General features: G+C 54.6%; 24 protein-coding genes and 5 tRNA genes. 9 read left to right on the forward strand and 20 right to left on the reverse strand.

Features of this window, described 5'->3' with window-relative positions:
- Positions 1–33: 33 nt before the first annotated feature.
- The 5 genes from H650_RS08700 to emrB all read left to right on the forward strand — a co-directional run bounded on the left by H650_RS08700 (position 34) and on the right by emrB (position 4,572).
- Positions 34–780, forward strand: a complete 747-nt coding sequence (locus tag H650_RS08700) for an AzlC family ABC transporter permease (protein ID WP_044489712.1) — start codon at positions 34–36, stop codon at positions 778–780.
- Positions 770–1,105: an L-valine transporter subunit YgaH gene (gene ygaH, locus H650_RS08705; protein ID WP_020454910.1), complete on the forward strand. Its 336-nt coding sequence runs from the start codon at positions 770–772 to the stop codon at positions 1,103–1,105. The genes H650_RS08700 and ygaH overlap by 11 nt, the downstream gene beginning before the upstream one ends.
- A 90-nt stretch (positions 1,106–1,195) precedes the next feature.
- Positions 1,196–1,726, forward strand: coding sequence for a transcriptional repressor MprA (mprA, locus tag H650_RS08710; RefSeq protein ID WP_020454911.1), 531 nt, complete (start codon positions 1,196–1,198; stop codon positions 1,724–1,726).
- Positions 1,727–1,848: 122 nt separating this feature from the next.
- Complete coding sequence (gene emrA / locus H650_RS08715; protein WP_020454912.1) at positions 1,849–3,021, forward strand: multidrug efflux MFS transporter periplasmic adaptor subunit EmrA; 1,173 nt, start codon at positions 1,849–1,851, stop codon at positions 3,019–3,021.
- A 15-nt stretch (positions 3,022–3,036) separates the two neighbouring features.
- Positions 3,037–4,572 carry a multidrug efflux MFS transporter permease subunit EmrB gene (gene emrB / locus H650_RS08720; protein ID WP_020454913.1) on the forward strand — a complete coding sequence of 512 codons (1,536 nt, stop codon included), beginning with the start codon at positions 3,037–3,039 and terminating at the stop codon, positions 4,570–4,572.
- 51 nt (positions 4,573–4,623) lie between these two features.
- Here emrB and H650_RS08725 read toward each other — a convergent pair whose 3' ends face one another.
- The 20 genes from H650_RS08725 to mltB all read right to left on the reverse strand — a co-directional run bounded on the left by H650_RS08725 (position 4,624) and on the right by mltB (position 21,299).
- On the reverse strand, positions 4,624–6,786 hold the full coding sequence (locus tag H650_RS08725) for an FKBP-type peptidyl-prolyl cis-trans isomerase N-terminal domain-containing protein (protein ID WP_238328386.1): 2,163 nt from the start codon (positions 6,784–6,786) through the stop codon (positions 4,624–4,626).
- Positions 6,783–7,154: a YuaE family lipoprotein gene (locus tag H650_RS08730; protein WP_238328387.1), complete on the reverse strand. Its 372-nt coding sequence runs from the start codon at positions 7,152–7,154 to the stop codon at positions 6,783–6,785. Before H650_RS08730 ends, H650_RS08725 begins: the two co-directional genes overlap by 4 nt.
- 277 nt (positions 7,155–7,431) lie before the next feature.
- Complete coding sequence (gene luxS, locus H650_RS08735; protein WP_071925219.1) at positions 7,432–7,947, reverse strand: S-ribosylhomocysteine lyase; 516 nt, start codon at positions 7,945–7,947, stop codon at positions 7,432–7,434.
- A 152-nt stretch (positions 7,948–8,099) separates the two neighbouring features.
- Complete coding sequence (gshA, locus tag H650_RS08740; RefSeq protein ID WP_020454918.1) at positions 8,100–9,644, reverse strand: glutamate--cysteine ligase; 1,545 nt, start codon at positions 9,642–9,644, stop codon at positions 8,100–8,102.
- A gap of 80 nt (positions 9,645–9,724) precedes the next feature.
- The gene (locus H650_RS08745; RefSeq protein ID WP_017459318.1) at positions 9,725–10,153 is read right to left on the reverse strand and encodes a YqaA family protein; all 429 of its coding nucleotides are present in this window, start codon (positions 10,151–10,153) and stop codon (positions 9,725–9,727) included.
- Positions 10,150–10,716, reverse strand: a complete 567-nt coding sequence (yqaB, locus tag H650_RS08750; protein WP_020454919.1) for a fructose-1-phosphate/6-phosphogluconate phosphatase — start codon at positions 10,714–10,716, stop codon at positions 10,150–10,152. Before yqaB ends, H650_RS08745 begins: the two co-directional genes overlap by 4 nt.
- Positions 10,717–10,981: 265 nt before the next feature.
- Positions 10,982–11,058, reverse strand: a tRNA-Arg gene (locus H650_RS08755).
- Between the two features lie 173 nt (positions 11,059–11,231).
- Positions 11,232–11,308: transfer RNA gene (locus H650_RS08760), tRNA-Arg, on the reverse strand.
- Between the two features lie 63 nt (positions 11,309–11,371).
- Positions 11,372–11,448, reverse strand: a tRNA-Arg gene (locus H650_RS08765).
- A 62-nt stretch (positions 11,449–11,510) separates the two neighbouring features.
- Positions 11,511–11,587: transfer RNA gene (locus H650_RS08770), tRNA-Arg, on the reverse strand.
- Positions 11,588–11,591: 4 nt separating this feature from the next.
- A tRNA-Ser gene (locus tag H650_RS08775) sits at positions 11,592–11,684 on the reverse strand.
- A 338-nt stretch (positions 11,685–12,022) separates the two neighbouring features.
- A complete protein-coding gene (gene csrA, locus H650_RS08780) occupies positions 12,023–12,208 on the reverse strand; it encodes a carbon storage regulator CsrA (RefSeq protein WP_007370562.1) in 186 nt (61 codons plus the stop codon).
- Between the two features lie 238 nt (positions 12,209–12,446).
- On the reverse strand, positions 12,447–15,077 hold the full coding sequence (alaS, locus tag H650_RS08785; RefSeq protein ID WP_020454921.1) for an alanine--tRNA ligase: 2,631 nt from the start codon (positions 15,075–15,077) through the stop codon (positions 12,447–12,449).
- Between the two features lie 129 nt (positions 15,078–15,206).
- Positions 15,207–15,707 carry a recombination regulator RecX gene (gene recX, locus H650_RS08790; protein WP_020454922.1) on the reverse strand — a complete coding sequence of 167 codons (501 nt, stop codon included), beginning with the start codon at positions 15,705–15,707 and terminating at the stop codon, positions 15,207–15,209.
- Positions 15,708–15,775: 68 nt separating this feature from the next.
- Positions 15,776–16,840, reverse strand: coding sequence for a recombinase RecA (gene recA / locus H650_RS08795; protein ID WP_020454923.1), 1,065 nt, complete (start codon positions 16,838–16,840; stop codon positions 15,776–15,778).
- Positions 16,841–16,929: 89 nt separating this feature from the next.
- Positions 16,930–17,427, reverse strand: coding sequence for a nicotinamide-nucleotide amidase (gene pncC, locus H650_RS08800; RefSeq protein ID WP_020454924.1), 498 nt, complete (start codon positions 17,425–17,427; stop codon positions 16,930–16,932).
- A 136-nt stretch (positions 17,428–17,563) separates the two neighbouring features.
- Positions 17,564–18,442, reverse strand: coding sequence for a metal ABC transporter substrate-binding protein (locus H650_RS08805; protein ID WP_020454925.1), 879 nt, complete (start codon positions 18,440–18,442; stop codon positions 17,564–17,566).
- Between the two features lie 12 nt (positions 18,443–18,454).
- Positions 18,455–19,318, reverse strand: a complete 864-nt coding sequence (locus tag H650_RS08810) for a metal ABC transporter permease (protein WP_020454926.1) — start codon at positions 19,316–19,318, stop codon at positions 18,455–18,457.
- Positions 19,315–19,989, reverse strand: coding sequence for a metal ABC transporter ATP-binding protein (locus tag H650_RS08815; protein ID WP_020454927.1), 675 nt, complete (start codon positions 19,987–19,989; stop codon positions 19,315–19,317). The genes H650_RS08810 and H650_RS08815 overlap by 4 nt, the downstream gene beginning before the upstream one ends.
- A 227-nt stretch (positions 19,990–20,216) precedes the next feature.
- Positions 20,217–21,299 (reverse strand): lytic murein transglycosylase B, encoded by a 1,083-nt coding sequence (mltB, locus tag H650_RS08820; protein ID WP_020454928.1) that lies wholly within the window; start codon positions 21,297–21,299, stop codon positions 20,217–20,219.
- A gap of 272 nt (positions 21,300–21,571) precedes the next feature.
- Here mltB and srlA point away from each other — a divergent pair, with 272 nt between their 5' ends.
- From srlA to srlD, 4 genes are read left to right on the forward strand one after another with little or no spacing between them, the layout of a single operon-like run.
- Positions 21,572–22,132: a PTS glucitol/sorbitol transporter subunit IIC gene (gene srlA, locus H650_RS08825; protein WP_020454929.1), complete on the forward strand. Its 561-nt coding sequence runs from the start codon at positions 21,572–21,574 to the stop codon at positions 22,130–22,132.
- Positions 22,129–23,094 (forward strand): PTS glucitol/sorbitol transporter subunit IIB, encoded by a 966-nt coding sequence (gene srlE, locus H650_RS08830; RefSeq protein ID WP_020454930.1) that lies wholly within the window; start codon positions 22,129–22,131, stop codon positions 23,092–23,094. The genes srlA and srlE overlap by 4 nt, the downstream gene beginning before the upstream one ends.
- 10 nt (positions 23,095–23,104) lie before the next feature.
- On the forward strand, positions 23,105–23,467 hold the full coding sequence (srlB, locus tag H650_RS08835; RefSeq protein ID WP_020454931.1) for a PTS glucitol/sorbitol transporter subunit IIA: 363 nt from the start codon (positions 23,105–23,107) through the stop codon (positions 23,465–23,467).
- 17 nt (positions 23,468–23,484) lie between these two features.
- Positions 23,485–24,264: a sorbitol-6-phosphate dehydrogenase gene (gene srlD / locus H650_RS08840; protein WP_017459304.1), complete on the forward strand. Its 780-nt coding sequence runs from the start codon at positions 23,485–23,487 to the stop codon at positions 24,262–24,264.
- Positions 24,265–24,282: the final 18 nt, after the last annotated feature.

Raw genomic sequence — 24,282 nt, forward strand, 5'->3', positions numbered from 1 at the left:
TAACGTGGGTGATATATAACAAACATTATGGATATGGATAGTTCAGTAACCGCAACAAAGAGCACGTCTGACCAGAGCGCGACATTTCTGGAGGGTATCAAAGACAGCCTTCCCATCGTTTTGAGTTACGTCCCCGTCGCGTTTGCCTTTGGCATGAATGCCACCAAACTCGGTTTTACCCCACTCGAAAGCGTTTTCTTCTCCTGCATTATTTATGCGGGTGCCAGCCAGTTCGTCATCACCACCATGCTTGCCGCGGGTAGCGCATTATGGGTTGCCGCGCTGACTGTGATGGCCATGGATGTTCGCCACGTGCTTTATGGCCCGTCGCTGCGCAGCCGTATTCTGCAACCGCTCAAAAACCGCAAAACGGCCGTCTGGGCTTTTGGCCTGACGGATGAGGTATTTGCCGCCGCCACCGCGAAGCTGGTGCGAGATAACCGTCGCTGGAGCGAGAACTGGATGATCGGCATCGCCTTATTTTCCTGGCTTTCATGGGTGGCGGGCACGGTGCTGGGTGCGTTTTCCGGCGACGGGCTGCTCGATGGTTACCCGGCGGTGGAATCGGCGTTAGGGTTTATGTTGCCCGCGCTGTTTATGAGTTTCCTGCTGGCCTCGTTCCAGCGTCGCCAGATAAGTGCCGTGACGGCGGCGTTGCTCGGCGCACTGGCGGGCGTCACGCTGTTTTCCATTCCTGCCGCGATTCTGGCGGGGATTTTCGCCGGTTGCCTGGCCGCGCTGGTACAGGCGTTTTATCAAGGAGCATCGGATGCGCAATGAGGTGCTGCTGCTCGGCCTGCTGGTGGGCTGCGTCAATTTTTTATTCCGTTATCTGCCGTTGCGTATCCGCGCCGGACAGTCGCGCCCGGCGAAACGCGGTGTGAGCGGTGTGTTTTTGGACACCATTGGCATTGCGTCCATCTGCGCGCTGCTGGTGGTTTCCTGCGTGCCGGAAATCGCCGCCGACAGCCGCCGTTTGCTGCCGACACTTGCCGGTTTCGCGGTGCTCGGCGTGAGTTTCTGGAAAACACGCAGCATTATTCTCCCCACGCTACTGAGCGCTTTCGCGTACGGAATCGTCTGGAAACTCCTGGCAGATGCATAGATAAGGCAAATTTATTACTACAAATAATACATTTACTTTATTTGTCACTGTCGTTACTATATCGACTGCAATTAATGAGGTTATACCCAAATGGATAGTTCGTTTACGCCCATTGAACAAATGCTTAAGTTTCGCGCCAGCCGCTATGAAGATTTCCCGTTTCAGGAAATTCTGTTAACCCGCCTGTGTATGCATATGCAGGGCAAGTTGCTGGAAAACCGCAATAAGATGCTGAAAGCGCAGGGCATTAACGAGACATTGTTTATGGCGCTGATTACCCTGGAATCCCAGGAAAATCACAGTATTCAGCCTTCTGAGCTGAGTAGCGCGCTGGGTTCATCCCGTACCAATGCGACACGCATCGCTGATGAGCTGGAAAAGCGCGGCTGGATTGAGCGTCGCGAAAGCGATAACGATCGTCGCTGTCTGCACCTGCAACTGACCGAGAAAGGTCACGAGTTCCTGCGCCAGGTTCTGCCCCCGCAGCATAACTGCCTGCATCAACTCTGGTCTTCGCTGAGCGTTGGCGAGAAAGATCAGCTTGAGCATATCACCCGAAAACTCCTGACGCGTCTCGACCAGATGGAAGAGGACGACGTCATTCTCGAGGCGTTGCGCTAACGCGATAAGACGCTCGAATATCCAGGATATAAGAATACTGAAAAGCCAGTATCTACTGGCTTTTTTGGCAAAAACAGGCCGGCGTTTGCCGGGATGAAAATAAGAAGATCGTGGAGAAAAGCATGAGCGCAAATGCGGAGAGTCAAACCCCGCAGCAACCGGTCAAAAAGAAAGGCAAACGTAAAAACGCCCTTCTTCTGCTGACCTTGCTCTTTATTGTTATTGCCGTGGCATACGGGATTTATTGGTTTTTGGTACTGCGTCACTTCGAGGAGACCGATGACGCGTACGTGGCAGGGAACCAGGTACAAATCATGGCGCAGGTGTCCGGCAGCGTGACGAAAGTCTGGGCCGATAACACTGATTTCGTCAAACAGGGCGATGTGCTGGTAACGCTGGACGCAACTGACGCGCAGCAGGCGTTTGAAAAAGCGCAAACCGCGCTGGCAAGCAGCGTTCGCCAGACCCGCCAGTCAATCATCAACAGCAAGCAGTTGCAGGCGAGCATTGAGCTGAAAAAAACCGCCCTCGCCCAGGCGCAGAGCGATTTTAACCGCCGCGTGCCGCTCGGCAGTGCCAACCTGATTGGCCGTGAAGAGCTGCAACACGCCCGTGATGCCGTGGCCAGCGCGCAAGCAGAGCTGGATGTCGCCATTCAGCAGTACAACGCTAACCAGGCCATCGTGCTTGATACCCGTCTGGAAGATCAACCGGCGGTAAAACAAGCTGCGACCGAAGTTCGCAATAGCTGGCTGGCGCTGCAACGAACTAAAATCGTCAGCCCAATCACCGGCTACGTTTCCCGCCGCGCCGTGCAGCCTGGCGCACAGATCACAACGTCCACCGCGCTGATGGCTGTCGTTCCGGCCAGTAACCTGTGGGTGGATGCGAACTTTAAAGAGACGCAGCTTGCGCATATGCGTATTGGTCAGAGCGCGACCATCATCAGCGACATTTACGGCGATGAAGTGAAGTACACCGGTAAAGTGGTTGGCCTGGATATGGGCACCGGCAGTGCGTTCTCGCTGCTGCCTGCGCAAAACGCCACCGGTAACTGGATCAAAGTGGTTCAGCGTCTGCCGGTACGTATTGAGCTGGATGCAAAACAACTCGCCGACCATCCGCTGCGTATTGGTCTGTCCACGCTGGTGAAAGTGGATACCGCCGATCGTGAAGGTCAGGTGCTGGCAAGCCAGGTGCGCACCAGCCCGGCCTATGAAAGCAACGCCCGGGAAATCAGCCTTGAGCCGGTCAACACCTTGATCGAAAACATCGTGAAAGCCAACGCCGGTTAATCTGAGGTGAGTGCAATGCAACAGAAACCGCTGGAAGGCGCGCAGCTGGTCATTATGACCATTGCGTTGTCGCTTGCGACCTTCATGCAGGTGCTGGACTCGACCATCGCTAACGTTGCTATTCCGACTATTGCCGGTAACCTTGGCTCCTCGCTGAGCCAGGGTACCTGGGTGATCACCTCATTCGGGGTGGCAAACGCCATCTCGATTCCGATCACCGGCTGGCTGGCGAAACGCGTTGGGGAAGTGAAGCTGTTTCTCTGGTCTACCGTCGCCTTCGCAATTGCCTCCTGGGCGTGCGGCGTCTCCAGCAGTCTGGGGATGCTTATCTTCTTTCGTGTGATCCAGGGGATTGTCGCCGGGCCGCTGATCCCGCTGTCACAGAGTTTGTTGCTCAGCAACTATCCCCCTGCCAAGCGCTCTATCGCGCTGGCGCTGTGGTCAATGACGGTGATCGTCGCGCCGATTTGCGGGCCGATCCTCGGCGGCTATATCAGCGATAACTACCACTGGGGCTGGATCTTCTTTATCAACGTACCGATCGGTGCGCTGGTGGTGTTGCTGACGCTGCAAAGCCTGCGTGGGCGCGAAACACGTACCGAGCAGCGGCGCATTGATGGCGTAGGGCTGGCGTTGCTGATCGTCGGTATCGGTAGCCTGCAGGTGATGCTCGACCAGGGTAAAGAGCTCGACTGGTTTAACTCGACGGAGATCATCGTGCTGACGATTGTCGCCGTGGTGTCGATAAGTTTCCTGGTGGTGTGGGAGTTGACCGACGATAACCCGATAGTCGATCTGTCGCTGTTTAAGTCACGCAACTTTACCATCGGCTGCTTGTGTATCAGCCTTGCCTATATGCTCTATTTCGGCGCGATTGTGTTGTTACCACAGTTGTTGCAGGAAGTGTATGGCTACACCGCGACCTGGGCGGGGCTGGCTTCTGCGCCGGTTGGCGTGATCCCGGTGCTGTTGTCGCCGATTATTGGCCGCTTCGCGCATAAGCTGGATATGCGCCGTCTGGTGACGTTCAGCTTTATTATGTATGCGGTGTGCTTCTACTGGCGTGCGTATACCTTCGAGCCGGGCATGGATTTCGGCGCTTCGGCGTGGCCTCAGTTCATTCAGGGTTTCGCGGTGGCGTGCTTCTTTATGCCGCTGACGACCATCACCCTTTCCGGTTTGCCACCAGAGCGACTGGCGGCGGCGTCGAGCCTGTCGAACTTCGCGCGTACGCTGGCGGGCTCGATCGGAACCTCGATCACCACGACGCTGTGGACGAACCGGGAATCGATGCATCATGCGCAGCTTACAGAGTCGGTCAATCCGTACAATCCGAACTCGCAGGAAATCTATAACCAGCTGCAGGGAATGGGCATGTCGCAGCAACAGGCTTCCGGCTGGATAGCGCAGCAGATAACCAACCAGGGGCTGATTATCTCCGCCAATGAGATTTTCTGGTTCTCTGCGGGGGTGTTCCTGATCTTGCTGGGGCTGGTGTGGTTTGCCAAACCGCCATTTGGTGCGGGCGGCGGCGGCGGCGGCGCGCATTAACCTGAAAAGCAAATCGCCTCCTGATGGAGGCGATTTTTTTAATGGCTTGTTTTACTTCTCAATGCCGAGAACTTCCAGCGTCATCACGGAAGTCACGCCGGGCGGTACAGCGCCAGGTATACCTTCCTCGCCGTAAGCCAGCTCGGTGGGAACATAAATCTTCACTCTGCCACCCACGACCAGTTTTTTTACACCAGCACGCATCACCATCGGCAGCTCGCTCACGCGCGCGGTGTTGACTTCGTTCTGTGCGAGCACCTGCCCGGAGCTGACCTTTTCATCCACTTTGAAACGAATGACATCGGTATCGCCAATAGCGGCACCCGGCCCACGTTTTTCAACCAAATAGACCACGCCGTTATCCGCCTGCACCGCGCCCTTTAGCTTCGCCGCATCGGCCAGCAACTGCTGTCCTTGCTTCTTGTTACGGGTTATTTCGCGTTGCCGCGCATCGTCTACCTGCTTGTTGAGCGTACTGAGGATCTTTTCCAGCTCTGCATTCTGCATTTGCAGAGTGTTAGCGAATTTATCCTGCAAGCCCTGCAAAAAAGCCGTCGGCATAAATTTCTGCCCGATATCTTTGAGCACCTCGCTCTCAAGCTGGACTTTTGCCGCAAACCAGACACCCCAGGCATAGTTAACGCGGGCGTGTTCTGATTTTTTCGCCGCCAGTGAGAAGGCTGGCGAAGCCGCTTTCGTTGCTGCAGTTTTTGCTACGGCTGGCGTAGCCTGTGCCGCTGCGAGCTGCTGCTCCACTTGCGCTTTCTGCTCGCTACTCTGCTTCAGCTTCGCTTCCAGCTCGGCGAGTTGCGCACTCTGCCCGGTAGTTTGCTTTGTCGCCTCCGCCAGTTGCGCATCTGCCGTTTCGCGCGTTTTATTCGCCTCAGCGAGCTGTTTTTCCAGCTCTGCCGTTTTCGCCGTCGCCAGCCGATGTTTCTCCTCAGATGCAGCAGCCTGCTCTTTCGCCTCCGCCAGCTGCTGCTGCGCCAGCGCATTCTCTTCACTGCGCTGCTTCAGCTTCGCTTCCAGCTCGGCGAGCTGTGCGCTCTGCCCGCTAGTTTGCTTTGTCACGTCAGCCAGCTGCGCATCTGCCGTTTCGCGCGTTTTATTCGCCTCAGCGAGCTGTTTTTCCAGCTCCGCCGTTTTCGCCGTTGCCAGCGTATTCTCTTCACTGCACTGCTTCAGCTTCGCTTCCAGCGCGGCGAGTTGCGCGCTCTGCCTGGTAGTTTGCTTTGTCGCCTCAGACAGTTGCGCATCTGCTGCTTCGCGCGTTTTATTCGCCTCAGCAAGCTGTTTTTCCAGATCTGCCGTTTTCGCCGTCGCCAGCTGGCGTTTCTCCTCAGATGCAGCGGCCTGCTCTTTCGCTTCCGCCAGCTGCTGCTGCGCCAGCGCATTCTCTTCACTGCGCTGTTTCAGCTTCGCTTCCAGCTCGGCAAGTTGCGTGCTCTGCCCGCTAGTTTGCTTTGTCGCCTCAACCAGTTGCGCATCTGCTGCTTCGCGCGTTTTATTCGCCTCAGCGAGCTGTTTTTCCAGCTCCGCCGTTTTCGCCATCGCCAGCTGGCGTTTCTCCTCAGATGCCGCGGCCTGCTCTTTCGCCTCCGCCAGCTGCTGCTGTAGCACTTTGTTATCGTTGCTCATCGACTGGAGTTGTTCGGCGTCCTGGGGACGCGGCGTTGCCTGAACCGTATTTAACTGCTGTTTCGCTTGCGCTTTCTCTTCACTACTTTGCTTTAGCGCCTCCTCCAGCTTCTCAATACGGGATGCCTGCATACTCATCTTTTTCATGGCGGCATCAAGCTGGCTGTTTAATGCGTCACCGGATTTATTTGCCTGCGCCAGTTGTTGGCTAAGTGCCTGTAACTGCTGGCGCTGATTATCACCTTCACCAGACGCCTCCCCGGGTTTTACGATCGCGGCGGCCTGCTTTTTCCGTAGCGTTTTGATTTCATGCTGTAGCGCGGCAAGCTGGTCCTTAAGCTGCTTGATGTGTTGTTCACTCGAATCGGGTTTTGGCGCTGGCAGTTTCACAGGGGCGAGAGGTGGCGGGACAACAACCTCCCCTGCGGCACCCCGATCAACCGTAAACGGTGAGTTCGGTTCGGCCGATATGATATGTTCTTTGTTGAGGCGTTCGAGTAATAAATCGGGCTCAGCATAGACGGAAAGAGAGAAAACCGATAACAATACAGCAGAGGAGTGGCGTAGTTTTATCATAACTGTTTCAGCGTATTTGCTCGGCTGGACATATTCGCGAATACCGCGCTGCGCACGCGAGAACAAACAACTTCTACCTTGTTATCAATTTCCGTTTTCATTATTTCAGCGGCGTTCTTATCAATTATTGGCTGATTTTTCTTATAGACTTCGTAGCTATTATTAATCGTCTTAAATTGCTGGGTGTAGGTTTGAAACGCCGATTTATCCAAACCTTTTAATGCGGTAAGCCATTCGTAGCACTGCTGCGCCTGCTGCTTCTGCGGGGAGTCTTTCACCACCGAAGGCACTGTTGATTTAACACATCCCGTTAATGCAAAAGATAACAAAAGGGAGACACATAAAAGGTAAAGTTGTGAGCGTCGCATAATATCCTCATCACTCAGACATATTCTTTCACTGAAATTCATTCAGTTAATAGATAAATTTAACATGGAATATCGGTCAAATAACAACGAGGATGAAAACTATCACGGCAGCATTTAAATAACAATAAGAAGACCCATACCCACAAAGGATATTGTTCAGGCATCATTTATCTTTATATATATAGATAAATAATATTTTTAATGAATAAATAATATTGAAAGGCGTTTGAGTAAAAATAATAATGCCGCCTTCCGGGCAGAAAGGCGGCATGGGAAACTAGATATGCAGTTCCTGCAATTTTTCTTTCGGCAGGGCGAGTTCTTCGTTGCTGTTAACGCGAACATCGCGATCGAGAATGTGACGCGCGATTTCTTGCGCTTCTTCCAGAGAGTGCATCTGGTATGTCCCGCACTGATAGATATTCAGTTCCGGGATCTGGCTTTGATCTTTTACTTTCAGGACATCTGCCATCGCCGCTTTCCAGGCATCGGCGACGCGCTGCTCGTCCGGCGTACCGATCAGGCTCATGTAAAAACCGGTGCGGCAACCCATCGGAGAGATGTCGATGATCTCAACGCCGTTGCCGTTGAGGTGGTTACGCATAAAACCGGCGAACAGATGCTCCAGCGTATGGATACCTTTTTCCGGCATTACTTCTTTGTTCGGTACGCAGAAACGCAGATCGAATACGGTAATGGTGTCGCCGTGCGGCGTGTCCATAGTCTTGGCAACACGGACTGCTGGCGCTTCCATACGGGTATGATCGACAGTGAAGCTATCCAATAATGGCATTTAGTCACCTCCGACAGTGATTTTTTAAAAATAAAATGAACTCTTTTTTCCCGTGCGAGTCTGAGTATATGAAAGACGCGCATTTGTTATCATCATCCCTGATCTTCAGAGATGAAATTTTGGCCACAGAGATGTGGCCTTTTTCTTTTGTATCAAGCGTGGCGCGCGAGTAACGCCTCGAATGACTCCGAATCTCCGGCTTCAACCTCTGCCTGACGCACCAGCGACGCTTTGCACTCGGCGATAAAATCTTCCTCAAGCAAAATTTCCAGTGGCTCTTCACGCAGCTGCGAACGATACTGATCCCCCAGGGCTTTCCCCGTGCCGCCAATACCATTATCAATCATCGAGCGCAGAATGCGCGCAGAGAATGTCAATTCTGGATCGTCGAAGCTGGCAACCAACTGGTCGCACACTTTTTCGTACTCTTCGCCACCGTACACGCCATCCAGCGTCTGCGCTACTCGTTTCAGATCGCTAAACAGATCCTTACCGACCTGAGCGAGCGGGAACTGTGCGGTTTCGCAGCCCATTCCGAGCGTCAAACCGGGTTTACGCCCCTCAAGAATCACGCGATTCCAGTTGGTACGGGTGCACAGTAATTCATCGCTGCTCATTTCCGGCGCATCAGCCAGCGCGCACCAGACCATAAACAGATCGAGGAAGCGCACCTGCTGCTCATCAACGCCAATGGCGGTGAACGGATTGATATCCAGAGAACGAACTTCGATGTACTCAATGCCGCCGCGCAGCAACGCATCCGATGGTGTTTCGCCACTTCGGGTCACACGTTTCGGGCGAATGGGCGCATACAGCTCGTTTTCAATCTGCAGAATATTGGTGTTGATCTGTAAGTATTTACCATCTTTTTTCAGACCAATTTTGGCGTATTCCTCAGAAGGCGTTTTAATTGCGCGCTTCAACGCCACCACATAGTCGTGCAGGTTATTGAAGGTAATACCAAGATTGCTTTGCGATTTATTGGTGTACCCGAGGTCGCTCAGGCGTAATGAGGTCGCATACGGCAAGTAGTACATACCGTTAGACGTTTTCTCAAACGGCAGCGTTGTCGGTTTCCCTTGCAGGAACGACGAGCAAATTGCTGGCGAAGCGCCAAACAGATACGGGATCACCCAGCCGAACCGATAGTAATTGCGGATGAGGCGGAAATACCCTTCCGATACCGATTCTTTATCCGTACTGCCGCTTTTCGCTTCCCAGAAAGCCATTGGCAGCGAGAAATTGTAATGTACGCCGGAAATGGTTTGCATGAGCGCGCCATAGCGATTTTTCAGCCCTTCGCGGTAGAGCGTTTTCAGGCGACCGATATTGGACGTGCCGTATTGCGCCAGCTCAATATCCTGACCATCTTTGATATAACACGGCATGCTCAACGGCCACATGCGTTCATCGCCAATCTGGCGCGCAGTGTAGCGATGAATGTCGCGCATGATAGTCAGCATATGATCGATATCGCCATCTACCGGAGTGATAAATTCCAGCAGTGCTTCAGCAAAATCGGTGGTGATCCATTTATGGGTCAGTGCTGAGCCAAGCGCAGCCGCATGACCCGTAGTTGCCAGAGAGCCATCCGCATTTACGCGCAGCGTTTCACGCTCAAGACCGCGTTGTATCCCCTTCAGAGCTTGAGGATGTTTTTCCAGCCAGGACAGCGCCTGTGATACGTCCGGGATCAAATTGACCTCCCGCCTGTCATAATCATTTTATTAAGCATAATTGTAATGGTTGACGATTAAAGGTCACTCACTCAGTCCAATTAGTGCCACCACGTCATACCCTGCAGCGTTACAAAGGCAATCGCCAGATAGCGCAACGCTTTGCCAAGGCATAAAAAAATTACTACTGGCCCCCACGACAAGCGCATCCATCCTGCCAGCAGGCACAGCAAGTCGCCTATAACAGGCACCCAGCTTAACAACAGCGCTGCCGCGCCGTATCGTTTAAGCCAGTCAGTCGCTTTTTCCTGCCAGCGCGATGTTTTACGCTGCGGGAAGAAACGCCCAAGAATAACGTTAGTCAGCCCTCCAAGGCTATTACCCATTGTTGCTATTACAACAAGAAGCCAGGGCTGGCTAACGTGAGAAATGAGCATGGCAACCAGCACAACCTCAGAATTGCCAGGCAACAGCGTGGCGCTGAGAAAACTGCTGGAAAACAGTGACAACAGCGACAGTGTGTCACTCACAATAAGCGAACGTCCACGACGTCCATACCGGCTGCACGCGCCGCCTGAAGCCCGAAATCCGCATCTTCGAAAACGATGCATTGCGTCGGTTCCACCCCCATGCTTTGTGCACAAAGCAGAAAAGTATCGGGCGCGGGTTTGTGATGTTTAACATGATCGGCTGCGATAACGGCGTCAAAGTAACCCCGCAGTCCAAGATGTGCCAGCAGCGCCTCCGCAATCGCGCTTTCGCTGCCCGTTCCTACAGACATCGGACGGCGACCATGCCACGCTTTCACGACCTCGATAAGCGGTAATGGGCGAACAGAGTCCAGCAGCATCGCTTTTACCATCGCCGTTTTTTCCTGAGCCAACAGATGCGGATCGAGATCACCCTGGTTGGCTTCAATAATGGATTGCGCGATACGCCAGGTTGGAGCGCCGTTAAGCCCAATCATTGCCTGTTCGTCAAAACGCATCCCATAACGCCCGAGCACTTCATGCCAGGCTTTACGGTGAGTTGGCTCTGTATCAAGAATAGTGCCATCCATATCGAAAATCAGACCAGCGTAACGTTCGTACATCATGTTCTCACAAAGCGGATAACAAACAGTTACTTTAACGTAAACAGTGATTTTTGTCGCTGCCAGCGAGTGAGAAGCATAGTGTTACGCATGATTTTGGCGGGATAACCGGTGAGACAAAGTTTTGTATTTTACTGAAGTGATGCGGTCAGGAGAATGGCTTTGCTTAGCTTGCAGGGTATTGCCAGGACAGCGTTATTCTTGCTGGTATCAGCAAAAGATGCTCTAAACCTGAGAGAATAAATCGACGGGTTATTACAGAAGATGGTGCATCCGGGAGGATTCGAACCTCCGACCGCTCGGTTCGTAGCCGAGTACTCTATCCAGCTGAGCTACGGATGCATCGGGAAATGTTTTTACGCTACAGATTCAGAACTTCATGACCAAACAAATCCGGAAAGATGACCCGGCGTTGCCTCGCCTTCAGACCAATGCTGAAACAGCGCAATTCTTTCTGATTCCGGCAGCAATTTCCGCCAGACTGAAAGAATAAACAGATTTGTGTATCAAGAAGATGGTGCATCCGGGAGGATTCGAACCTCCGACCGCTCGGTTCGTAGCCGAGTACTCTATCCAGCTGAGCTACGGATGCATCGGGAAATGCTATTTACAACACAGACTCATATCTGCATAACATCGGCGTACTGAGCAAGAATGGTGCATCCGGGAGGATTCGAACCTCCGACCGCTCGGTTCGTAGCCGAGTACTCTATCCAGCTGAGCTACGGATGCATCGGGAAACTTACTTTACAACGCTGATTCAGTGCTGCGTTACCTCGCCACACTGAGCAAGATGGTGCATCCGGGAGGATTCGAACCTCCGACCGCTCGGTTCGTAGCCGAGTACTCTATCCAGCTGAGCTACGGATGCAAAATGGCGGTGAGGCGGGGATTCGAACCCCGGATGCAGCTTTTGACCGCATACTCCCTTAGCAGGGGAGCGCCTTCAGCCTCTCGGCCACCTCACCACACGCGCCTCTTTCGAGTGCTTCGAAGAACTTGTTAAGGGCTCATCGTCGCTGCGTGGCGCACATATTACTTTCTGGGACTTATAAGTCAAACACTTTTTCCAGCCCCTGAATTGTTTGCACACTTCGCAGGCAATTAGCCTGCAAAAAGGCCAAAAAGGATGTTTTATCAGCAGAAATTCTGCCGTTTCGCTGTAGAAAAATGGCAAAGACATTCCATCTTAACAGTCGGGTAACAGGGAAAAACAACGAGTATGAAATAAAAAGGAAACGTATTGAGAGGAAAATCAGAGGAGGAGTTGCGTCTCGCCGGAAAACAGCGAGACGCGATAATGGCATCAGTAGTTCGACTGCTGTGATTTTTCAGCCTGGATACGCTGGTAGATCTCTTCACGGTGAACGGAAACTTCTTTAGGGGCGTTAACGCCGATACGAACCTGGTTACCCTTAACCCCTAATACAGTCACAGTGACCTCATCCCCAATCATGAGGGTTTCACCAACTCGACGAGTCAGAATCAGCATTCTTTGCTCCTTGAAAGATTAAAAGAGTCGGGTCTCTCTGTATCCCGGCATTATCCATCATATAACGCCAAAAAGTAAGCGATGACAAACACCTAAGTGTAAGCAGTCACGGCATTACATTCTGTTAAACCTAAGTTTAGCCGATATACAAGACTTCAACCTGACTTTATCGTTATCAATAGCGTAGTGGCAACAACGCCATAACCGCAAGGTTATGGCGTCTGCTTTCGCTTTGTAATTATGACAGTTTAGCGCTTACCCAGTCTTTTACACTGGCGAGAGCGGCAGGCAGTGCGGCTGCGTCTGTACCGCCGGCTTGCGCCATATCCGGACGTCCGCCACCTTTACCCCCGACCTGCTGGGCAACCATACCAATCAATTCCCCTGCTTTCACACGGTCGGTCACATCCTTCGACACACCCGCAATCAGGGAAACTTTTCCTTCCGCCACGGTGGCAAGCACAATCACTGAAGCACCCAGTTGGTTTTTCAGATCGTCCACCATGGTACGCAGCATCTTCGGCTCGACGCCAGCCAGCTCGCTAACCAGCAGTTTTACGCCGTTAAGATCGATAGCTTTACCGGACAGGTTAGCGCTCTCCTGCGCTGCCGCCTGCTCTTTAAGCTGCTGCAACTCTTTTTCCAGCTGGCGAGTACGTTCGATAACAGTACGCACTTTATCGCCAAGGTTCTGGCTGTCGCCCTTCAGCAACTGCGCAACATCATGCAGTTGGTCACTCTGCGCATGCAGGCTGGCAATCGCGCCTTCACCGGTAACGGCCTCGATACGACGCACACCTGCCGCTGTGCCGGATTCAGACACAATGCGGAACAGACCAATATCACCGGTGCGGGAAGCATGTGTGCCGCCGCAGAGTTCAGTCGAGAAATCACCCATGCGCAGCACGCGCACGCGGTCTTCGTATTTCTCGCCAAACAGCGCCATTGCACCATTCGCTTTTGCCGTTTCCAGATCCATGATGTTGGTTTCGATTGGCAGGTTACGGCGAATTTGCGCGTTCACCAGATCTTCTACCGCACGGATTTCCGATGGCTTCATGGCTTCAAAATGGGAGAAGTCAAAGCGCAACGCTTTGTCATTGACCAGAGAGCCTTTCTGCGCAACGTGCGTACCGAGCACATCGCGCAGCGCGGCATGCATCAGGTGTGTGGCAGAGTGGTTCAGACGAATACGCGCACGGCGCGCTTCATCGACTTCCGCTTTCACACCGTCGCCCACTTTCAGCGAACCGCTACTCAACTTGCCGAGATGACCAATCGCCTGGCCGTACTTCTGCGTATCCTGTACGGCAAAGGCAAAGCCATTACCTTTCAGTTCGCCTTTATCGCCCACCTGGCCGCCAGACTCGGCGTAGAACGGCGTTTCATCAAGAACAACAACCGCTTCCTGACCTGCGGCAATCGCGTTAACCGGCTTACCATCGACAAACAGCGCAGTCACTTTGCCGTTCAGTTCCAGATGGTCATAACCTTTAAATTCTGAAGCGCCATCAACGCGGATCATCGCGTTGTAATCTGCGCCAAAACCGCTGGATTCGCGCGCGCGGCGGCGTTGCTCTTCCATCGCGGCTTCAAAACCTGCTTCGTCAACTTTCAGATTACGTTCACGGCAGACATCGGCGGTTAAATCCACCGGGAAGCCATACGTATCGTACAAGCGGAAAGCGGTCTCGCCGTCCAGCGTGTCACCTTTCAGTTTTGCCAGCTCTTCGTCCAGCAGCGCCAGGCCACGCTCCAGCGTACGCGCAAATTGTTCTTCTTCGGTTTTCAGAACCTGCTCAACCTGCGCCTGCTGGCGTTGCAGATCTTCACCGGCGGAACCCATCACCTCAATCAACGGGCCTACCAGTTTATAGAAGAAGGTGTCCTTCGCGCCCAGCATGTTGCCATGACGAATCGCACGACGAATGATACGACGCAGCACATAACCACGGTTTTCGTTCGACGGAATGACGCCATCGGCGATAAGGAAGGCACAAGAACGAATGTGGTCGGCAATAACACGCAGCGACTTATTGCTCAAATCTGTCGCGCCGGTCACATTTGCCACCGCCTGAATCAGCCTGGTGAACAGGTCGATTTCGTAGTTGGAATTCACATGTTGCAGCACCGCGGCAACACGCTCCAGGCCCATACCGGTATCCACGGACGGCTTCGGCAGCGGTTCCATAGTGCCATCGGCCTGGCGGTTGAACTGCATAAAGACGATGTTCCAGATTTCGATATAGCGGTCGCCGTCTTCTTCCGGGCTGCCCGGAGGGCCACCCCAGATGTGGTCGCCGTGATCGTAGAAAATCTCGGTGCACGGGCCGCATGGACCGGTATCGCCCATCTGCCAGAAGTTGTCAGAGGCGTAAGCGGCGCCTTTGTTATCGCCGATGCGTATAATGCGCTCGCGCGGCACGCCCACTTCTTTTTCCCAGATTTCGTACGCCTCATCGTCCGTTTCGTATACCGTCACCCACAGACGCTCTTTCGGCAGGTTGAACCAGTTCTCACCGGTCAGCAGTTCCCATGCGTACTGAATAGCATCATGTTTGAAGTAGTCGCCGAAGCTAAAGTTGCCCAGCATTTCAAAGAATGTGTGATGGCGTGCGGTGTAACCGACGTTTTCCAGGTCGTTGTGTTTACCACCAGCACGAACGCAACGCTGTGCTGTGGTAGCGCGGGAATAATTACGTTTGTCGAGCCCAAGGAATACATCCTTGAACTGGTTCATCCCGGCGTTAGTAAACAGCAGAGTCGGGTCGTTATTCGGTACCAGGGAGCTGCTGGCAACTACCTGATGTCCCTTACTATGGAAAAAATCGAGAAACGCCTGACGGATCTCAGCGGTGCTCTTGCTCATAATTATCCTGAAATCAAGCTAACGAAATGTGGTAACCGGCCGTTGCCATACATGGAAAACGCGCCAGCTACTGGAAAAAGTGGGAATAAGATAAGTTTTCTTTACTGCGAAGTAAAATCCCGTATGCGCTCAGTCGGCAAAATTTCGCCATATTTCCTGAATATCTTCCTGCATAAAGCCGCGATAGAGCAAAAAACGCTGCACTTTTACTTTCGCCGCATATTCAGTCGGTAGCGGTTCGCCATATTTGCGCTGCGCCTGCGCACGGGCACTCTCCACCCAGTCGATATCGCATTCGCGTAGCGCGCTTTCGCTGTCTTCTCGCGAAATTCCTTTTTGATTTAACTCCTGCCGAATGCGCGCCGGACCATAACCTTTGCGCGCACGACTGGCGATAAACTGGCGCACAAAGCGCATATCATCAAGAAAGTTATGCTCCAGACACCATGCCACGACCTCTTCGACCTCTTCCGGCGTGATATCCAATTCTTCCGGGCCGTTTTTACTCATTACTGGCGCGGTTAATTTGCGGCGAAACTCTTTTTCACTGTGATCGCGCATCGCCAGAATCCGCATCGCCCGGTCACGCAGGCGGGAAACGGCGGAGCGTCGGGAAGAGTTCTCGGACATGGCTTGATCCTGTGTTCGTAGAAAAGCAAAAGGGCTGCATCAGCAGCCCTTGATTACCATTCAAATTATCAGAAATCTTCGTTGGTTTCTTCAACGTCTTCGTCATTGCCATCGGCAGTGAATTCAGCGGAAGAACTCTGATTGCTGAGCAGAATTTCGCGCAGCTTTTTCTCGATCTCTTTTGCTGCCGCCGGGTTTTCTTTCAGCCAGGTTGTTGCGTTCGCTTTACCTTGACCAATTTTGTCACCGTTGTAGCTATACCAGGCGCCGGCTTTCTCAATCAGCTTCTCTTTCACGCCAAGATCGACCAGCTCGCCGTAGAAGTTGATGCCCTCGCCATAGAGGATCTGGAATTCAGCCTGCTTAAACGGCGCAGCGATTTTGTTTTTCACCACTTTAACGCGGGTTTCGCTGCCGACCACGTTATCCCCCTCTTTCACCGCACCGATACGGCGAATATCCAGACGCACAGAGGCGTAGAATTTCAGCGCGTTACCGCCGGTGGTGGTTTCCGGGTTACCGAACATTACGCCAATTTTCATACGGATCTGGTTGATGAAGATCAGCAGCGTATTGGACTGTTTCAGGTTACCAGCCAGTTTACGCATCGCCTGGCTCATCATACGTGCCGCAAGGCCCATGTGAGAGTCACCGATTTCGCCTTCAATTTCCGCTTTCGGCGTCAACGCTGCAACGGAGTCGACCACCAGCACGTCAACCGCACCGGAGCGCGCCAGCGCGTCACAGATTTCCAGCGCCTGCTCACCGGTATCCGGCTGAGAGCAGAGCAGGTTGTCGATATCAACGCCCAGTTTGCGAGCGTAAACCGGATCCAGCGCGTGTTCAGCATCGATAAACGCACAGGTTTTACCTTCGCGCTGTGCTGCGGCAATGACCTGCAAGGTCAGCGTCGTTTTACCTGAAGATTCAGGTCCGTAAATTTCGACGATACGCCCCATCGGCAAACCGCCAGCGCCCAGCGCGATATCCAGCGAGAGCGAACCTGTAGAGATGGTTTCCACATCCATGGAACGGTCTTCACCCAGACGCATGATGGAGCCTTTACCGAATTGCTTTTCGATCTGACCCAGTGCGGCTGCAAGCGCCTTTTGTTTGTTTTCGTCGATAGCCATGATTACTCCTTCATGCAGAGTGAAGCGCGTTACGCTCCGCGGTGAATTACTGTTCTGTTGTCGCAATTATACTGTATAGTCATACAGTATCAAGCATTTTGTAGAAAATGTTGCCAAAGGGTTTGCAGGGCATAGGCGGTGGCCTGTCTGCGCACCGCTTCACGATCGCCGGAGAAGCATTCACGGCGCGTGATCCCTTCCCCGCTGACGCTGGCGATGCCAAACCAAACCGTGCCAACCGGCTTCTCGTCGCTGCCGCCATCCGGCCCGGCGATGCCGCTAATGGAAATCGCATAATCGGCACGCGCTGCCTTCAGCGCGCCAATCGCCATCTCGACCACCACCGGCTCGCTGACCGCGCCGTGCGCATCCAGCGTGGCGGGCTGTACGCCAATCATTTGGGCTTTCGCTTCATTACTGTAGGTAACAAACCCGCGTTCAAACCAGGCGGAACTGCCAGCGATATCGGTGATCACCTTCGCCACCCAGCCGCCGGTACAGGACTCTGCCGTTGTCAGCGTCGCGCCGCGCGCCCTGAGCGCCAGCCCGATGCGTTCGCTGAGCTGCATTAATTCATTGTCCGTCATGATGGTTCCCGTGCGTCTAAAAACTGTGGCGGAAAAGATACCACTTTCCGTGAAAAGATGGAGACGGGATGGCGAATTTACGAGGAGGCTTCCGAAAAAAGGCCAGCGAGCGCCGGCCTGCATGGCTTATTGCCTGTTACTTCATGCTGTTATAGATAGTGTCGACGTTATGACGAAAGGCTTTCTGATAGGTATCTGCCACCCCGCCTTTGGCGCTTAACGCTTCCGGATAAAGCTCGCCACCCGGTTGCGCGCCGGTTGCGCTGGCGATCTGTTTCACCAGCCGTGGATCCAGCTGGTTTTCCATAAACCACACTTTCACGCCATCTGCTTTGATCTGTTTGATCAGCGAAGCGACCTGCGCGGCGCTGGCTTCACTTTCAGAAGAGATGCCTTGCGGCGCCATGAAATCAACGCCGTAAGCGCGAGCAAAATAACCAAACGCGTCGTGGCTGGTCAGCACTTTGCGTTTCGCCTGCGGCACCGCGCTGAAGCGCTCTTTCGCCCAGCTATCCAGCTTAGTTAACTGGTCGATATAACGCTGACCGGAGGCATTCAACGCGGCTTCGTCAACCGGATCGGCTTTCACCAGCGCGGCAAGAATATTTTTCGCATACAGCGCACCATTCGCCGCACTGTTCCAGGCGTGGGGATCGGTCACCGTTGCGCCATCTTCTTCCAGCGTATGCGTTGCAACGCCGGTTGATGCGACGACAAGCTGGCCTTTAAAGCCAGAGGCTTTCACCAGACGATCTAACCAGCCTTCCAGCCCCAGGCCGTTCACCACCACCACGTCGGCGCTGTTAAGCAGTGCGCTGTCTTTCGCCGACGGTTCAAAGGTATGCGGATCGCCATCCGGCCCCACCAGCGTCGTCACCTTGACATGATCGCCGCCGACTTGCCGGGTGATATCGCCCAGAATCGAGAAGCTGGCGACCACATTTACTGTTTTTGCCATTGCGCCCTGCGCCACCAGGCCGAGCGCCAGCGCCAGAATAAGCCCTGTCCGTTTCATCATTTCCCCTTGCTACGTTAAAAGTGCGCGCAGGCTGCGAGCCAGCCCACTGCGCGTGCCGAATAAAATGGAAAAAAAGAAGACAATACTGGCGGTCAGCACAATCGCCGGTCCGGCGGGTAATCCCGCCATCCACGACAGGCTTAACCCAAGCCACGCGCACAGCGCGCCAATGCTGGCCGCAAGCCATAATAATCCCGGTAATGTCCGCGCCCAGCAGCGCGCCGCCACGGCGGGGAGCATCATCACGCCTACGGCCATTAATGTGCCGAGCACCTGAAACCCGGCCACCAGGTTAAGCACCAGTAACGCCAGAAACAGCCCGTGCAGCAGGCCAGGTGCACGCGGGGCGTTAACCTGCAAAAACGTGCTGTCGAACGCTTCACTGACCATGCCGCGATAGCAAAACGCCAACATCATCAGCGTCAGGCTGGCCACACCCGCGACAAACAGCGCCGAGTCGCGATCGACCGCCAGAATCGAGCCAAACAGCAGATGCAGCAGATCGACACTGGAGCCGCGCAGCGAAACCAGCGTGACGCCGAGCGCCAGCGAACCGAGGTAGAAACCGGCAAAACTGGCATCCTCTTTCAGCGGCGTGCGGCGGCTTACCCACCCGGCAACCAGCGCAACCACGATCCCGGCGATAAAACCGCCGATACTCATCGCCAGCAGCGACATGCCGCTCAGCAAATAACCCACCGCCACGCCAGGCAGAATGGCGTGCGACAGCGCATCGCCCATCAGGCTCATGCGCCGCAGCAGCAAAAAAACGCCCAGCGCCGTGGTACTGATGGAGAGCGCCAGACACACCACCAGTGCGCGGCGCATAAAGCCAAACTCGATAAACGGCTGGAAAAAGAGATGCCAGATCATGCGCTGCACGCCTCATCTTTTGTCGCGAAATGCGCTGTCGCGCCCCACTGCGCCACGCGTTCGTCGAGGCGTAACGTTTGCGGGAAATAGCGAGACACGCGCTCGCTATCGTGCAGCACGGCAATAACGGTTTGCCCGCCGCGATGCATGTCCACAATCTGCTCCATCAACAGTTGCGATGTGGCTTCATCAATACCGGTGAACGGCTCGTCGAGCATCACTAGCGGCGCGTTCTGCACCCAGACGCGGGCAAACAACATGCGCTGAAACTGCCCGCCGGAGAGCGTATCAATCGTTTCGCGCGCCATTGCTGTCAGCCCAACGCGCTCCAGCCCCTGAGCGATGCGGCTACGGGCATCGCGGTTCAACCCGCGAAACAGCGAAACGCGCGGCCAGCAGCCCATACTCACCACGTCCTGCACGGTGAGCGGAAATTGAGATTCCAGCGCGTGGCGCTGCGCCAGCCAGCCGATGACGGGCCGCGCCGGTTGCCAGCGCAAAACGCCGCTCACCGGCGGTAAAAATCCGGCCAGCGTTTTTAACAGGGTCGATTTACCGCAGCCGTTCGCGCCAACAATCGCCGTCATACTGCCGCGCGCCAGCGTGCCGCATAGCGCCGGCGTGATCGCGAGGCGATCGTAGCCTGCGACCAGGTGGTCAAGTTCAATCATGGCAGCGCAACCGCCCAGCTAGTCAGGAGCCAAAGCACCGCTAATAGTGCGGCTGCCAGCACTAAACGGATCGTGCCGGAAAGGGAAAACAACGTTACGGGAATCATTCACACACCTCATATGTTATAACGTAACAATAATCAGTATGAATAATTAAGTAAATCGCTATGCGTAACGGGAGTGCATCGAAATGTTTCAGATTCCCCTCCCGCAGGAGGGGAGAGGGATCAGCGAACGCGCGCCAGTGAAACCGCCTGGCCGAGCTGCCAGACCGCCATCGCGTAATGCGTGCTGTGGTTATAGCGGGTAATGGTGAAGAAGTTCGGCAGACCGTACCAGTACTCATAGCCGGTGCCCACATCAAGGCGCAGCAGGCTCGCCTGTTGGTGCGCGCCCAGCGGTTGTTGCGGTGTTAAACCCGCCGCCGCCAGTTGCCCGACGCTGTAATTGGTTTTAAAGCCATTTTCCAGCCCCGGTGCCTGGCCGTTGGCCGGAACCGCCACGATATCGCCCTTCACCCAGCCGTGCTGTTTGAAGTAGTTCGCCACGCTGCCAATGGCATCCACCGGATCCCACAGGTTGATATGCCCGTCGCCGTTGAAATCGACGGCGTACTGCTTGTACGAAGAGGGCATAAACTGTCCATAGCCCATTGCGCCAGCGAAAGAACCTTTCAGTTCGAGCGGATCATCACTTTCATCGCGCGCCATCAGCAGGAAAGTTTCGAGTTCACTGGCGAAATACTCCGCGCGGCGCGGGTAAGCGAAGGCCAGCGTCGCTAACCCGTCGAGAATACGCGTTTTGCCCATCACGCGGCCCCAGCGGGTTTCCACGCCGATGATGCCAACGATAATTTCCGGCGGCACACCGTAAACCATCCACGCGCGGTTAAGCGCGTCTTCATACTGATTCCAGAACGCCACGCCATTTTGCACGTTGTCCGGGGTGATGAACTGCTTGCGATAGCGCAGCCAGGCGCCGTTCGGCCCGGTGGGTCCCGCTGTCGTCGGCGCTTGCTTATCCATCAGGCGCAACACGTAGTCCAGGCGTTTGGCCTGCGAGAGAATTTCATGCAGTTGCTGGCGGTCAAAACCGTGCTTACTGACCATCATATTGATGAACTGCTCCGCCGCCGGGTTATTGGCAAAGTCACCGCCGGTCATCAGAACATTGTGCTGCGGCTCAAGCAGAAAACCGCCGGAAGGCGCGGGCGACGCGGTTTGCGGGGTTTCAGCAAGCGGGGGTTTACTGCTACAGGCACAGAGCACAACAAACGCAGGCAGCAATGCTGCGTAACAACGCTTCAACATGGGACTTCCATTTTAAACGAATCAGCCAGGAGCAAGTATGGTAAAGCATCTAGCTACCGACAAGGAAGCGCCGTAACGCCTGCGCACGCGATCTCACTTCACTTTTTCACCTTCCATTACGCGTTCATTTAATTCCGCTCACTCTCGCAAAAACTTTCACAATGATCATTTTTTCTTTCATAACGAGATCTAAATAACACATTTCAACCTTTCATAATGATTATGATAGTGCACGGTTAAACAACAAAACGACAACCCTACAGGAGAGAACAATGGAAACCATTACGCATAGTGCCGAATGGTTCATCGGGCTGTTTCAGAAAGGCGGCGAAGTGTTCACCGGCATGGTGACCGGTATTTTGCCCCTGCTGATAAGCCTGCTGGTTATCATGAACGCACTGATTAACTTTATTGGCCAACACCGGATCGAAAAATTTGCCCAGCGCTGCGCGGGCAATCCCCTTGCCCGCTATTTGCTGCTGCCCTGCATCGGCACGTTTGTCTTCTGCAACCCCATGACACTAAGCCTCGGGCGCTTTATGCCAGAAAAGTACAAACCCAGTTATTACGCTGCCGCGTCCTACAGTTGCCACTCAATGAATGGCCTGTTTCCGCATATCAACCCCGGCGAGCTGTTTGTCTATCTGGGGATCGCCAACGGTCTGACAACGCTGGGCTTGCCGCTCGGCCCGCTGGCGGTGAGCTACCTGCTGGTCGGCCTGGTGACCAACTTCTTCCGCGGCTGGGTTACCGACCTCACTACTTCCATTTTCGAGAAGAAAATGGGCATTCAACTTGAACAAAAAGTCCAACTCGCTGGAGCAACATCATGACGCGCATAGTGATTGAAAAAGGCACCGGCGGCTGGGGCGGCCCGCTGGAAATCGACGCCAGCACTGAGAAGAAAATCGTCTATATCACCGCGGGCACCCGCCCGGCGATCGTCGATAAGCTGGCGCAACTCACCGGCTGGCAGGCGGTTGACGGCTTTAAAGAGGGCGAGCCGCCAGCAGAGGAGATTGGCGTCGCGGTGATCGACTGCGGCGGTACGCTGCGCTGTGGTATCTATCCGAAACGCCGCATCCCGACGGTGAATATCCACGCGACAGGGAAATCCGGCCCGCTGGCGCAGTACATCCTGGAAGATATCTACGTTTCCGGAGTGAAAGAGGACAATATCCATCTGCACGGTGACGCGCCAACCGCCGCACCAAAACGCCCGGTCGCGAAGGATTACGACACCAGCAAAAAAATCACCGAGCAGAGCGATGGGCTGCTGGCAAAAGTCGGCATGGGCATGGGTTCGGCGGTCGCGGTGCTGTTTCAGGCCGGGCGCGACACCATCGACACGGTGCTGAAAACTATTCTGCCGTTTATGGCCTTCGTCTCGGCGCTCATCGGCATCATCATGGCCTCCGGGCTTGGCGACTGGATTGCCCACGGCCTCGCGCCGCTTGCCAGCCATCCACTCGGGCTGGTGACGCTGGCGCTTATCTGTTCCTTCCCGTTGCTGTCACCCTTCCTCGGCCCAGGCGCGGTGATTGCCCAGGTCATTGGCGTGCTGATTGGCGTACAGATCGGCCTCGGCAATATCCCGCCGCATCTCGCCCTGCCCGCGCTGTTCGCCATCAACGCCCAGGCGGCGTGCGACTTCATCCCGGTGGGCTTGTCGCTGGCGGAAGCGCGTCAGGATACCGTGCGCGTCGGTGTGCCTTCCGTACTGGTCAGCCGTTTTTTAACCGGTGCGCCAACGGTGCTGGTCGCCTGGTTTGTCTCCGGTTTCATTTATCAATAAGGGGTGTTTTATGAGTGTGATTTATCAAACCACCATTACCCATATCGGTGAGAGCGCCCCGGACGCGCTGAGCGACAACATGCTGATCACCTTCCGCGAAGGCGCGCCTGCGGATGTCGCCGAGTTCTGTTTTATCCATAACCACGGTGCGCTTTCGGGCGCGCTGTTACCCGGCGCACAGTTTGAACTTGGCGATCGTCGCTACCCGGTCACCGCCGTCGGCGATGTCGCCGAGCAGAATCTGCGTGAACTGGGTCATATCACCCTGCGTTTCGATGGGCAAACGCAGGCGGAATACCCCGGAACGGTACACGTCGCAGGCCCGGTGCCGGACGGTATCGCCCCCGGCTGCATTTTGAAATTTGTCGCTTAAGTCGTAAGGAGAAGAGTATGAAACAGGTTGCCGTTGTCATTGGTGGAGGACAAACCCTTGGGGCGTTCCTTAGCCGTGGGCTTGCCGCAGAAGGTTACCGCGTGGCGGTAGTGGATATTCAAAGTGATAAAGCGGCAAATGTCGCCCAGGAGATCAACAGCGAGTTTGGCGAAGGGATGGCCTACGGCTTTGGCGCGGACGCCACCAGCGAGCACAGTGTGCTGGCTCTGGCGCGCGGCGTGGATGAGATTTTTGGTCGCGCGGATTTGCTGGTCTACAGCGCAGGCATTGCCAAAGCGGCGTTTATCAGCGACTTTGCGCTCGGTGATTTCGACCGTTCTTTGCAGGTGAACCTGGTGGGCTATTTCCTCTGCGCACGCGAGTTCGCGAAGTTGATGATTCGCGACGGCATTCAGGGGCGCATCATCCAGATCAACTCCAAATCCGGCAAAGTGGGCAGCAAACACAACTCCGGCTACAGCGCGGCGAAGTTCGGCGGCGTGGGCTTAACGCAATCACTGGCGCTGGATCTGGCAGAGTACGGCATTACCGTGCATTCGCTGATGCTGGGTAACCTGCTGAAATCGCCGATGTTCCAGTCACTTATCCCGCAATATGCCAGCAAACTGGGGATTGCGGCGGATGAAGTTGAGCAATATTACATCGACAAAGTGCCGCTCAAGCGCGGCTGCGACTACCAGGATGTGCTGAACGTGCTGATGTTTTATGCCAGCCCTAAAGCCTCTTACTGCACTGGCCAGTCGATTAATGTCACCGGCGGCCAGGTAATGTTCTGATCTGCGTGGCCCTCCGCG

This window comes from Enterobacter sp. R4-368, from assembly GCF_000410515.1.
Taxonomy (GTDB): Bacteria; Pseudomonadota; Gammaproteobacteria; order Enterobacterales; family Enterobacteriaceae; genus Kosakonia.

Bases quoted from the DNA above. Each gene is read 5' to 3' on its own strand.
- H650_RS08700 (WP_044489712.1), top strand. From the start codon at position 34: ATGGATAGTTCAGTAACCGCAACAAAGAGCACGTCTGACCAGAGCGCG.
- ygaH (WP_020454910.1), top strand. From the start codon at position 770: ATGCGCAATGAGGTGCTGCTGCTCGGCCTGCTGGTGGGCTGCGTCAAT.
- mprA (WP_020454911.1), top strand. From the start codon at position 1,196: ATGGATAGTTCGTTTACGCCCATTGAACAAATGCTTAAGTTTCGCGCC.
- emrA (WP_020454912.1), top strand. From the start codon at position 1,849: ATGAGCGCAAATGCGGAGAGTCAAACCCCGCAGCAACCGGTCAAAAAG.
- emrB (WP_020454913.1), top strand. From the start codon at position 3,037: ATGCAACAGAAACCGCTGGAAGGCGCGCAGCTGGTCATTATGACCATT.
- H650_RS08725 (WP_238328386.1), bottom strand. From the start codon at position 6,786: ATGATAAAACTACGCCACTCCTCTGCTGTATTGTTATCGGTTTTCTCT.
- H650_RS08730 (WP_238328387.1), bottom strand. From the start codon at position 7,154: ATGCGACGCTCACAACTTTACCTTTTATGTGTCTCCCTTTTGTTATCT.
- luxS (WP_071925219.1), bottom strand. From the start codon at position 7,947: ATGCCATTATTGGATAGCTTCACTGTCGATCATACCCGTATGGAAGCG.
- yqaB (WP_020454919.1), bottom strand. From the start codon at position 10,716: ATGTACGAACGTTACGCTGGTCTGATTTTCGATATGGATGGCACTATT.
- csrA (WP_007370562.1), bottom strand. From the start codon at position 12,208: ATGCTGATTCTGACTCGTCGAGTTGGTGAAACCCTCATGATTGGGGAT.
- alaS (WP_020454921.1), bottom strand. From the start codon at position 15,077: ATGAGCAAGAGCACCGCTGAGATCCGTCAGGCGTTTCTCGATTTTTTC.
- recX (WP_020454922.1), bottom strand. From the start codon at position 15,707: ATGTCCGAGAACTCTTCCCGACGCTCCGCCGTTTCCCGCCTGCGTGAC.
- recA (WP_020454923.1), bottom strand. From the start codon at position 16,840: ATGGCTATCGACGAAAACAAACAAAAGGCGCTTGCAGCCGCACTGGGT.
- pncC (WP_020454924.1), bottom strand. From the start codon at position 17,427: ATGACGGACAATGAATTAATGCAGCTCAGCGAACGCATCGGGCTGGCG.
- H650_RS08805 (WP_020454925.1), bottom strand. From the start codon at position 18,442: ATGAAACGGACAGGGCTTATTCTGGCGCTGGCGCTCGGCCTGGTGGCG.
- H650_RS08810 (WP_020454926.1), bottom strand. From the start codon at position 19,318: ATGATCTGGCATCTCTTTTTCCAGCCGTTTATCGAGTTTGGCTTTATG.
- H650_RS08815 (WP_020454927.1), bottom strand. From the start codon at position 19,989: ATGATTGAACTTGACCACCTGGTCGCAGGCTACGATCGCCTCGCGATC.
- mltB (WP_020454928.1), bottom strand. From the start codon at position 21,299: ATGTTGAAGCGTTGTTACGCAGCATTGCTGCCTGCGTTTGTTGTGCTC.
- srlA (WP_020454929.1), top strand. From the start codon at position 21,572: ATGGAAACCATTACGCATAGTGCCGAATGGTTCATCGGGCTGTTTCAG.
- srlE (WP_020454930.1), top strand. From the start codon at position 22,129: ATGACGCGCATAGTGATTGAAAAAGGCACCGGCGGCTGGGGCGGCCCG.
- srlB (WP_020454931.1), top strand. From the start codon at position 23,105: ATGAGTGTGATTTATCAAACCACCATTACCCATATCGGTGAGAGCGCC.
- srlD (WP_017459304.1), top strand. From the start codon at position 23,485: ATGAAACAGGTTGCCGTTGTCATTGGTGGAGGACAAACCCTTGGGGCG.